Origin of the sequence: Nevskia soli (assembly GCF_903970205.1) — a bacterium.
In the GTDB taxonomy this organism is placed as follows: domain Bacteria; phylum Acidobacteriota; class Terriglobia; order Bryobacterales; family Bryobacteraceae; genus Bog-113.
In genome coordinates this window covers 1-11,059 of the sequence record NZ_CAJCHS010000072.1, presented here as the reverse complement: position 1 = coordinate 11,059, position 11,059 = coordinate 1, and the positions used below count along the sequence as shown (strand labels likewise).

Below are 11,059 nucleotides of genomic sequence, written 5' to 3'. Positions count from 1 at the left end.
TATGCTGCTTCAGAAACTACACGCGACGCTCCCGCCCGGCGGCGGAGTGCTGATCGCCGAGAAGCTCCTCGATGACGACCACTCCGGCCCCGCCCATGTCCACATGCAATCCCTAAACATGCTGGTCTGCACGGAAGGCCGCGAACGCAGCCGCGAAGAGTATCGTGTGCTGCTCGAGCGCAATGGCTTTGCGCTAACGAGTCCCTTACTCCAGCCCGTAGACGCCATCCTGGCAATTAAGTTACCGAGTTCGGCATGACCCTTCGGTTCACAACCAAGGATGAAAAGGGATTTACTGAGCCGCGCGCGTAAGCAAGCGGTGTTCGAAGACTTCCACCACGGGCTCTAGCCGGGTCGAGGGAGCCGTACAGCCCACTCTGAGCCCGACCGAAAGGGAGGGTCCTCCGCTGGCAGCCGCGTCGACCCTAGCCGGGTGTAACGGTGAATGTTGGGGGGGCATTTTCAAGGAAGCCGCGACGGTCACGGGCGGTTACTACCTCAGGCTACTTAGCGCCGATCACAAAATCAACATACAGTCGCCATAGGAGAAAAAACGATACCGCGCCTCCACGGCGTGACGATAAGCGCGCAGGATCAAATCCGTCCCCCCGAAGGCACAAACTAAGAGCAGTAAGCTCGACTTAGGTAAGTGGAAGTTAGTCAGCATCGCCCCGGTCCGTAGAAAGCTAGCGCCGGGATAGAGAAACAACTGAGTCTCACCGCTTAGAGTATTTTGTCGCGCCGCCGACTCTATCGTACGGACCGCTGTAGTCCCAACCGCCAGCACCCGCCCGGCTCGCTCGATCTGACTCCAGGCGTCCGGCCCAATCTCGAAATGCTCGGTATGCAGCTGATGATTCTCGAAATCTTCGCGCTCGATAGGTTGAAACGTCCCTAAGCCAACATGCAGAGTAACCTCAGCAATCTCCGCCCCGCGCTCCTGAATGCGTTCGAGCATTGCTGAAGTAAAGTGCAGTCCCGCCGTCGGCGCGGCAACCGAACCTTCCGGGCGAGCGAAGACGGTCTGGTAACGCGCGCGATCCGCTGAATCGTCAGGCCGGTGAATATAGGGAGGTAGTGGAACATGTCCGTGCTCATCCAAAAATCGGCCCAGGGCCGCGTTGTCGGAAACCCCGCGAAACTGGAGGACGCGCTCGCCCCGCTCCAGTGTTTCGATAATCTCGGCCGAGACACCCGCGTCGAAAGTAACAACGTCGCGAGGCAGCAGCCGTCTCCCCGGACGCCCCAACGCCGTCCACCGGAGCGGACCGATCGCTTTCAGCAACAGGAACTGGACGCGAGCGCCGGATACAGTCTTCCCGAAGAGTCGCGACGGGATCACGCGCGAATTATTGAGCACCACGCAATCACCGGGGCCAACAAACTCCGGGAGATTCCGGAACAGCCGGTCCTGCCAGGCCCCGGACGCGCGGTCGACCACCAGCATCCGCGCCGCATCCCGCTGTTCCGGCGGCGCTTGGGCAATCCGTTCTTCGGGAAGCGCGTAATCGAAATCCGAAAGTCCGGCCAAGACTTACGAGTAATGCACCTTGTTCATCTTGTCGTCCCAGTACACTTTGTGGCCGTTCTTATAACTCAACGTAGCCAGATGACCGGGGATGGCCGCGATCTGGCCCGCGCGCGCCGGCGCGATGTTCTTTTCGCGCCCTAGCACGGCCATCAGGAAGTTATGCACGTGATCCGCTGTCGCATCTTCCTGTTGGAAGTCTTTGATGTTATTCAGGTGCAGTTCGGGCTTGCTACTGAATGGAGCGTGCCCCTTGATGAATCTCGGCTGCGGGTAGAAGTGCAGGTTCTGCCGGTCCATGACTTCAATCGTTCCATCATGACCCAGGAACTGCTCTCCGTACCCGTATTGATCGTTGGCGAAGTAACAGGAGTAATTCAGATGAAAACGATTCGGGTATTCGTAAATCGCGCTGAAGGTATCGGGAACGTCCCGGTCGTCGTCAAAGGCCGGCCCCCACTGATAGATTCCGCCCGACGCCATGCAGGAGAAGGGCAGTGTCCGGTTGCAGACGAAGTTACTAATATCCGTCTGGTGTACCAGAAGGTCGGTCGAGATGCCGCCCGAGTAATCCCAGTAATTCCGCCACTGGAAGTAGCGCTCCTTGCTGAACGCGACGTTCTTATGGTCGGCCCCTTCCAGAAAGCGCAGCCAATCGGTATTCTCGGGATTCGCGTCGGGAGGAATCACATAGCGCCAGGCCGCCGGGGTTGTCTTGGCCGGGTCCGCTTTGGGGTCGAAGTTGCGATACCAAAATGCGCGCACATAGTGGACTTCCCCGATGTCATTGTTCTCCACCATCTGCTTGGCCCGAATGTACAACTTATTGGAGCGGTTCTGTGTTCCGACCTGAAGTACCTTCCCGGACTTCTCGGAAGCATCCACAATCTGCTGTCCTTCTTCGATGGTGTGCGCGATCGGCTTCTCCAGGTAGATATGCTTTCCGGCCTTGATCGCTTCCATCGCCATGGGAAAATGCAGGTGTTCCGGGCTGCAGATGAAAACGACATCGACGTTCGGATCGGCCAGCAGATCGCGATAAGCCACATACGTCTTCGGCGCGTGGCTTGGTTCGTTAGTTTGGACAATATCTTTACCCAGGTTCAGGTTGCCCTGGTAGGTATCGCAGACGGCGGTTACGGTCACCACGTCCTTGCTCTCCAGGTACATCTGTTTCATCACGTGCTGACCGCGGCTCCCAGTCGCGATCCAGCCGACGCGCAGCCGTTCATTGGGGCTTGATTGGGCGCTCAGAACTGCCGGCGCGGCAAGGGCCGCTAAGGCGCCGGACTTCAGAAAGGTGCGGCGGGCAACATCGGTTTCGCGAGGTTCGAAAGGCATACAAGCTCGCCCTGATTTTATCAGGGGGAAAATACTAATTTGTCCATGAAGAACATCATCGTCGGCACGGCCGGACATATCGACCATGGCAAGACGTCGCTGATTCGAGCGCTGACCGGCATCGACACCGACCGGCTTGAGGAAGAGAAACGGCGCGGTATCACGATCGATCTCGGCTTCGCTCACCTGCAACTCACACCGGAAATTCGCCTGGGGTTTGTCGACGTCCCGGGCCATGAGCGCTTCGTCAAGAACATGCTGGCCGGCGCGGCCGGAATTGACCTGGTTCTCTTCGTCGTCGCGGCGGACGAATCGGTCAAGCCGCAGACGCGAGAGCATTTCGATATCTGCCGTTTACTAGGTATCCGCTCCGGCGTCATAGCTCTGACTAAGATCGACGCCGTTGATACGGACCTTCTGGAACTAACGCGACTGGAGGTTCACGAGCTTGTGGCCGGGTCGTTTCTCGATAGTGCGCCTGTCTTACCGGTGAGCTCGCGCACCGGTGCGGGCTTGGAGGAGTTGCGCGCTGCTCTTACCGCGGTATCGCAACAGGTACCGGCTAAGGATCCGACGGGACCCGCGCGCCTTCCGATTGACCGGGCGTTCAGTATGCGCGGGTTCGGAACAGTAATTACCGGAACGCTTCTCTCCGGTACGATCCGGCGCGATCAGGAACTGGTGCTCCTTCCGGGTAACCGCGCGGTCCGCGTAAGGGGGATTGAAGCTTATGGCACGCCCGCCGATCACGCCGTTGCGGGTATGCGCACAGCTCTGAATGTGCCCGACATAGAGGCTAAGTCGATTGTTCGCGGTATGGCGATTGTAGAACGAGGACGGTTCGCCACGACTAAGTCGGTCGACTGCGTTCTTGAGTGGTTACCTTCTGCGCCTAAAGTCAAGAATCGTATGCCTGTCCATTTTCATACAGGTACTTCAAATACGGTCGGGGAAGTAAGAATGCTGGGAGAATGTTCGCGCGGTTCGAACACCTTTCTATCGCGAATCTTATTGAAGGAATCTATTGTGGCCGCGTTTGGTGATCGTTTCATAGCTCGACGATTTTCTCCGGTTGTTACGGTCGGTGGTGGAGTTATCCTCGATTCCCGTCCTACCAAACGCGCAAACAAGCACCGCCTGGGCGTTCTGGCCGGCAACGATACGCTGGCGATGGTTGAGCTCCTGATCGACGAAGCCGAGTGGGGCGTTGACCCAACGGACCTTGCCGCGCGGCTTGGGCTCTCTCTCGACGAAACCGTGCGTCTGGCGGTTCAGTGCGAAGCGGTCGTGCTGAAGCAGCAGGGATGGCTGATCGACCGCGCGCGTGTGCGGCAGGTTTCACAGCATCTCATCGAGTCTGTTGCCGAATTTCACCGTTCGACTCCCATGGCGTCGGGCGTACCCACACGGGAATTGCGCAATCTATTCCGCTCTGCCCCGGTCTTTGTTATCGATGCTGTAATTGCGGCAACCCCTGAGCTCGTTGTTCAAGCGGATCTGGTTCGAATGCGATCCCACGTGCAATCGATCAGCGCGGAAGAAGACGCGGCCTGCCGAAAGTTGAGCGGCATCTTCGAGAATGCCGGATTCGCCGTTCCGAGCGTCACCGAATCTTTAGCATCGACAGGTCTCAACCCGGAGCGCGCCAAAGCCATTCTGCAGACGCTGCTGCGATCGGGCGTGTTGATACGTATCAACGATGATTTACTGTTGCATTCTTCCATGCTGACAAAGCTCCGGGAAATCTTCAGTACGAAGTCCGGATCTACATTCACCGTCTCGGAATTCAAAGAGTGGACGGGAGTCTCGCGCAAGTATGCCGTGCCGATCCTCGAATTCGCCGATCGGCAAAAGCTGACACGGCGCAGCGGAGAATCGCGTGTGGTTCTGCCAACAAAGCCTAGTAAGTAGAAACCAACGCTGAAGCAGGCGCCCGCTGCAATACCGCATTCTGAGCCGCGACGGCGACGGAGCGGTGTGCATGAGAAGCATTCCGCTCTCGCGCGGTAAAAAGCATATGAAGTAGTGCGGATTGAGTGGTCGGCAAGAGGGTGTTTCAGAACGCACATGGAGACGGAGCTTTAGCCCTTCCTTATCGGGGTTTATCCGCGTTAGTCCGCGGGCTAAATACTTACTACTCCCGACCAAATCAATCAAAGAATATACACCATAAATCCTGCGAGAGGAATAGAAATACCTCTACACATCGTAGTCGGTGTTCATTAAAAACCTAACAATTAGCGCATTTGTTCTATTTGCAGCCACGCTTCTGCCTGCTAAGAGTAACTTCGTTCTTAGCGTCTCGCTTCACGGTGTGACAAACACCCAGGCCGTGTTGACCTATAACGTGCCGGATACTAATCCCTGCACCGTTCAGGTTAGCTCCAGCCCAACGATGTCACCTTTGGCCTACGATGTGGATCCGACGAAGTTTCCGGGATCCAATATGGACAACCGTGTGAGCCTCGGCGGCAACCCGCACCGCGTATTCGTTGTAGGTCAAAGAGTAGCGCAGCGCGGCGCGGATCAGAACTATTATTCGCGCGCCCTTCAGGAAGAAACCACGTATTACTACACGGTTTCCTGCACCGCCGACGGAGTTAGCGCGTCCGGCCAGTTTACGACTGCCACGGTAGCCTTCGGAGATACCTATGCGGACCCTTTGCCCGTCGATCCCACCAACCCCGGCGAGTACGCCTGGCCCACACTCAGCCTGAGCGACCGGACACAGAAGATTGTCGATCCCCAGACCGGTGTTCTGCTGGGCCGTATGTCGCTGCCGGAAGATCGCAACCTACCCACCACAAGCGCGGCCTTCGACAACGTTCGGACCACAAACTGGGCTAACGCGTCCGCAGCCCTCAGCAACGCCGACGGAAATGCGTCGGCGACCATCACGGGCGATAACGTTTCACCCTTGCTGCTCATGCCCCAGAACAACGTCAGCTTTTATGGATACATAAATAACTTCAGCGGGACGCACGGGAACAATAATGCATTTCTCAATTGGTTTCAGGTGACGCTGGACGCGGCGACCTCGAACACGGGATGCGCCACAAATGCGACGGCGGACTGCAACATCCAGGTTTGCCTTACGATCGACGGCGTGAACTGCAACCCGAATGGCCAAATCTTCTCTCAGCCGTTGACGCCGACGTTAACCAACTACACATTCGGAACTTCGGGTACGGCGATCGATCTTTGGCAGAAGCCGGGACAGCGTCCCTTCAACGGAACCGAGATCGCAATTCGCCAGGGCAGCGTGAACTGTACGGGTAGTTCAACCGTTACGTGGGCCGGGGGTGATTACTTTGCAACCTTCTGGACTGCGGGATCGGTGATCACGATCAACAGCGTCAACTATCCAATTCAACAGGTCAATACTACCGAGAACCTCCAAATAACTGGAACTTGCCCATCGACCAACGGTCAGCCGGTCGCTTACACCGGGATGAACTTCGGCGTGATCGTGCGCAAGCAGACCACGAGTCCCGATACGATCTCGATCCAGTATGTAAGCGCTAACTACGACAATGGCGTATTTCCGGTTTTTGACTTCACCGGCGAATACGACTTATGCAGTATTAGCACCGTAGTGGGGCCCACGGGAAACGAAGGCTATAACTGCTCCATGCTGGAGAACGGGCAGGTCTTCTGGATTGATGGGACGACTGCGGAAACACATTTACTAGCTTTGAATCAGGGTAGCTTTTCCAGTGTCTATACCGGCAGCTGCGGGGTCTTCGATTCCATCATCTTCGACTCGATCAATCCGGATACGTGGTACTGCGGGGGTCCTTACCCGCAGGAAATGCAGTATTTCGGCAACCATTCCGACCCGATGAATACCCTATTTCCAGGCTTTCTGCAGGAGCAGGTCAACCTTCCAACTTGCAATGCATCGACGTCGCCGACGAATGAACCTTGCATTCTTATCACTCCGCTGACCGGCACGACCCCGATCGCGAATCTGGCGGCCGCTTTCGACCCCACTTACGATCCTTTAGCTTTCAGCAATCCGTACCTGTCGCACGTTGAAAACGGGCTGCTCGTGATTCGCGTGTGGCGCGGCGATTACGGAAGCATCGCGTGGACCGTTCTGTTTGACCCGCACGCGACGACCAACGGCCAGCCGAATAACGCCGGATGCGTGGGCGGCGGACAACCCGGCTGCGTAGTCGCGGCCGTGAAATCGTGGACGACGCCGGCCGCGCGCTGGTGCGGGCTCAAATCCAACGATCCAATGAATGTCACCGGATGGTCGGCTCTGGGCGGGTATGGATGGGGGGCGCTGGGCAGCGGTGAAGTCGGAATGGGCCCCTACCTTTCAACCGTCGATGACGGCACCGCCTTTAATACCACGCCGAACAGCCCGGGTGGTCCTTCCCTGTGCCCGGTCAATTCCCTAGGTGTCATTGGAATCGAGTGTACGACCGTTCAGGTTGACGGCCAGCCTTATAACCCATACCCTTGCAATTCGTCTCCGCAGAATTGCGGGGGCGAGATCGAAAGCTCCGCGCCGGGCGCCATCGGCGATGTTGCCGTCGGCGACTTTTTTCTGCTCAACAATGGTGGAAGCGAGGTTATGCGGCTGATCGCCATCGGTGGCGCGAATAACACGGAGTGGACCTTCCAGCGCGCTTACAACCAGGTCATGAGTTCCAGCGGCCCGAACCCGCAACTGGTAACGCAATGTAATTCGAACTCTCAGCCCTGGAGCACTACGGAGGGCGGCGAGTGGTATTGGAACTACGCTGCTGATCCCCATGGGCTCGATACGACCCGGAAAACCGTCACGGACGACCCTAACGGATTGCAATCGCATTTCTTCATTCAAAACGGGTCGATGGTAAACAGTTACACCTTGGATTCAGCCTGTGGGGCGCCGCCCGCGATCTGCTACCAGAACCGGCTCTTCTCTTCGATACCGCAGCTCGTTGCGGAGGGTCCGCAAACCGTGCAGACGACTGACCCGGCGTTCAACGGAGTCGTTCCCGCTTCTTTCGGCAACTGGACGCAGTCGCATGCGGCCGGCCCCGGTTGGACGCCATCGGCACAGAACGCAAACTTCTTCTACGACGGGCGTCCGTTTAACGCCGGGCCGCTGTCCGGCTCCGCTAACGGCAACGGATCCAGCCCGGCTACTTTGGTAAACGGGACTCTCTGGAAGTTCACGGCCGCGCAGGTTCCGCAGCTCCATCGCAAGTTAAATGCGACGTTTGCGTTCAGCGGGTACAAGACGCTGCTCGATGTGAGTAGTCCGACACAAGGCGGCGGCATCACTGGAACAACGGCCGATCAGTACAAATATTGCGTAGTCAACGTCGCGGGTGAGTGCATCGCCGGTTCGAGCGTGGGCGACGTCTACATCAACGCGCCGTACGTGGAGTATCCGTTCTGCAACTATCCTTCGCAGGCGTCGAATATGGCTGACGAATTCGACCTTTGCATCGGGGACAACGGAACGATCTACAACTCCATAACGCAGATGAACAAGTCCGTAACCGATGCGACAGGAGAGAGCGAACGTATGTTGACCAAGGGTCTTTCCCGGGCGCGCATCACGGTAGCGTTCTGGCATCCGCACGCCATTGCCGATTCGAACTGGCTCTACTTTAAGGACGACTACGCGCAGGATGTGGGCGACATGATCCTAACGGCCAAAGTGCCGGAAGGGACTCCCGATTCGATCAACCGGCAGCAGTTTGAAGCGCTAACGCTCACTACGTCGAAGACCATAGCCGGAAGCGCGACTGCGTATGTGGAATTTGGATACGGGGAGGACGGAGCGCCGGGAAATCTATACTGCACCAGCCGCGCTGAAGTCTGCGTCTCCGCGAACCCCGCGGGGTCGCCCGTCAATTTGAGCACGCCATTCTTCTTCGAAACAACCGAGGCTTCCAAACTGAAGCCGGTTCCGTGTACTGCGGGCTGCGGCGTGATGATTCCCTCGCTGCCGCAGCACGTTCTTTACTTCCGCTGGGTGTTCTTAAACGCGGCGGGCGCCGTGCTCGGCAAAAGCCCAACTTACGCGAACGCCGTGAATTAGAAGGAATGGTAGCGCTAAGGGGAATCGAACCCCTATTTAAGCCTTGAGAGGGCTCCGTCCTAACCGTTAGACGATAGCGCCATTGCTCTGCTCATCGTAACAGAAAGCGGCCGCTCCGGTTCATGCCATCAGGGTGCGTGGACCCAGGCGGCCGCAATGTTTCTTCAAACGGCTTTTCAGCTCGATGCGCGCCCGCAACAAACGGCTCTTCGCGGCGGCCACCGAGATCCCCAGGCGCCCGGCGACTTCCGTCATCGGCAGTTGGTCGACATCGCGCAGGACGAAAACGTTACGCAGCAGCGGCGGGATCCGCTTGATTTCGGTCCGCAACAACGCGTCCAGTTCCTTCGAACCCAGCGTGGCTTCCGGCGTTTCACCGCGATCCACCAGTTCCATCGTTCCGCGTTCTTCTCCGATCAGGACGTCATCCAGGAACAGAAACTTCGTCCGGCGTGTCTGCCGGAGCCGCATCAGACACTGGTTGACCACGATGCGGGTCATCCAGGTGGAGAATTTCGCGTCCTGCTGAAACTGCCGGATGTGCTGGAACGCCTTCCAGTAGGCATTCTGCACTTCGTCTTCGGCTTCGTGATGGTCGCGCAGAATGGAAACGGCAAGCTTAAAAGAAGAGGAGTAGTGCCGCCGGGTGAGTTCCGCGAAAGCCGACTCGTCCCCTGCCTGCGCAGCCTGCACAAGCTCGCTTTCATCGAGTGGATCGCCAAAATACTTTTGCATCGCTGCCATGTCCACACCGTCCTTAAGATGTGAACTTTGAGGATAGCGCTGAAAATCCTTCCGCGTGCAGCCCTGCTAAAAATAATTTGAGTGTTGGTGAATCCGGCGCGCCGGATTTGAGTGATGCTAACATTCCTTCAGTCAGCATGGAGCGGGCGGAAGAAACCATACAACGGCTACTATCCTCATACGATCTCGCGCGCAAACTCCGGCAGTTGCGGCTTCGTAAGAAGATCGCGCTGGTGGATCTTGGGAAACACACCGGCCTCTCAGCATCGATGCTGTCGCAACTGGAAACCGGCAAGATGGTCCCCACCCTACCGACGCTGGCGCGGATTGCCGTGGTATTCGATGTCGGGCTCGATCATTTCTTCGACGACCGGCGCAGGCAAAAGATGTTCACCGTGGTCCGCGGGGGAGATCGGATGCGCTTTCCCGAACGGCCCGATGTGCCCAAGCCGGCGTACTTCTTCGAGTGCCTCTCTTACGCGTCCCAGGCCAAGGGATTGCAGGCTTACCTGGCGGAATTTCCAAAACGCGCCACCGAAGAGTCTCGCGAACACTTTCATGAAGGTTCGGAGTTCATTTACATTCTGGAAGGTCAACTAACGATCCGCTATCAGGATCACGATCACGCATTACATGAAGGCGATAGCGTCTACTTCGATTCATCGGAACCGCATAGCTACCGGGGCTCCGGAAAAAATGGCGGACGGGGCATCGTGATCACCGTGCCTCCTCGTGTCTGACCCATGTTGTGAGGCCTTCCGCCTCATAATGCGAATTGCTACTGATCCTATATCGTTGAAACTGCTGAACATCCGGGTTGGCCTCGCTCCTGCCGCTATTTCCGGCGAGGTTTCTATTTTGACCGCTTATAAAGGCATTCTTGTTTCGCTTTTTGCGATGTTGGGGTTCACCGCCGCGAAAGCCGGCGCCCAGACCGCGGACTCCGAGTACTTCCATCAAAGCCTTTCCGGAGCGTTCGTATATGAGGTGAAGGCGGGTCCGAACAGTGGCGTCTCCTATCCCTTCCTAAACGACGCGCCCGGATACAGCGTCGACTACGGGTTTCGCCCTCAACGCTGGTTGATGTTGGACGTCGGGTTCGAACAAATCGTGCACCCGATCGGCTCCAGCGTGTGCTGCGAATACTCAAGAAATGCGGACGATCAGTTGTTCCTGATCCCATTCGGCGCGCGGTACGTCTGGGAACCGCGGACCAGCCGCTTCCGCCTTACCGTTGGCGGAGGCGGAGCCTACTTGGATCATGCCATCGGAAATCAGGCCGGAGGCGCCGTTGGATTCTCCGGATGGGGCGGTCAGGTGGTCGCGTCCGGCGACTATACGGTGACCAAGTCGGGGCGCCTTCGTCTTGGCGTGACGGCTCGCTATTACTTCGCTTC

General features: G+C 57.5%; 8 protein-coding genes and 1 tRNA gene. 5 read left to right on the top strand and 4 right to left on the bottom strand.

Annotated elements, in window-relative coordinates; genetic code table 11:
- On the top strand, positions 1 to 259 hold a 259-nt coding region (locus tag H1Y01_RS03605), incomplete at its 5' end, for a methyltransferase (RefSeq protein ID WP_219341233.1).
- 258 nt (positions 260 to 517) lie between these two features.
- On the opposite strand, the gene queA is transcribed toward H1Y01_RS03605, so the two are convergent.
- Together queA and H1Y01_RS03595 are read right to left on the bottom strand one after the other, a co-directional pair.
- Positions 518 to 1,531 carry a tRNA preQ1(34) S-adenosylmethionine ribosyltransferase-isomerase QueA gene (gene queA, locus H1Y01_RS03600; protein ID WP_180538863.1) on the bottom strand — a complete coding sequence of 338 codons (1,014 nt, stop codon included), beginning with the start codon at positions 1,529 to 1,531 and terminating at the stop codon, positions 518 to 520.
- Between the two features lie 3 nt (positions 1,532 to 1,534).
- Positions 1,535 to 2,869, bottom strand: a complete 1,335-nt coding sequence (locus H1Y01_RS03595; RefSeq protein WP_180538861.1) for a Gfo/Idh/MocA family protein — start codon at positions 2,867 to 2,869, stop codon at positions 1,535 to 1,537.
- A gap of 45 nt (positions 2,870 to 2,914) precedes the next feature.
- Between H1Y01_RS03595 and selB the strand changes: the two genes are divergently transcribed.
- Both selB and H1Y01_RS03585 read left to right on the top strand, forming a co-directional pair.
- A complete protein-coding gene (gene selB, locus H1Y01_RS03590) occupies positions 2,915 to 4,780 on the top strand; it encodes a selenocysteine-specific translation elongation factor (RefSeq protein ID WP_180538859.1) in 1,866 nt (621 codons plus the stop codon).
- A gap of 304 nt (positions 4,781 to 5,084) precedes the next feature.
- Complete coding sequence (locus tag H1Y01_RS03585) at positions 5,085 to 8,918, top strand: hypothetical protein (RefSeq protein WP_180538857.1); 3,834 nt, start codon at positions 5,085 to 5,087, stop codon at positions 8,916 to 8,918.
- Positions 8,919 to 8,924: 6 nt separating this feature from the next.
- On the opposite strand, the gene H1Y01_RS03580 is transcribed toward H1Y01_RS03585, so the two are convergent.
- A tRNA-Glu gene (locus tag H1Y01_RS03580) sits at positions 8,925 to 8,999 on the bottom strand.
- A gap of 39 nt (positions 9,000 to 9,038) precedes the next feature.
- A complete protein-coding gene (locus H1Y01_RS03575) occupies positions 9,039 to 9,662 on the bottom strand; it encodes a sigma-70 family RNA polymerase sigma factor (protein WP_180538855.1) in 624 nt (207 codons plus the stop codon).
- A 77-nt stretch (positions 9,663 to 9,739) separates the two neighbouring features.
- Between H1Y01_RS03575 and H1Y01_RS03570 the strand changes: the two genes are divergently transcribed.
- Both H1Y01_RS03570 and H1Y01_RS03565 read left to right on the top strand, forming a co-directional pair.
- Positions 9,740 to 10,402 carry a helix-turn-helix domain-containing protein gene (locus tag H1Y01_RS03570; RefSeq protein ID WP_219341232.1) on the top strand — a complete coding sequence of 221 codons (663 nt, stop codon included), beginning with the start codon at positions 9,740 to 9,742 and terminating at the stop codon, positions 10,400 to 10,402.
- A gap of 55 nt (positions 10,403 to 10,457) precedes the next feature.
- A partial coding sequence (locus tag H1Y01_RS03565) for a hypothetical protein (protein ID WP_219341231.1) occupies positions 10,458 to 11,059 on the top strand: 602 nt, incomplete at its 3' end.

Bases quoted from the DNA above. Each gene is read 5' to 3' on its own strand.
- selB (WP_180538859.1), top strand. From the start codon at position 2,915: ATGAAGAACATCATCGTCGGCACGGCCGGACATATCGACCATGGCAAG.
- H1Y01_RS03595 (WP_180538861.1), bottom strand. From the start codon at position 2,869: ATGCCTTTCGAACCTCGCGAAACCGATGTTGCCCGCCGCACCTTTCTG.
- H1Y01_RS03575 (WP_180538855.1), bottom strand. From the start codon at position 9,662: ATGGCAGCGATGCAAAAGTATTTTGGCGATCCACTCGATGAAAGCGAG.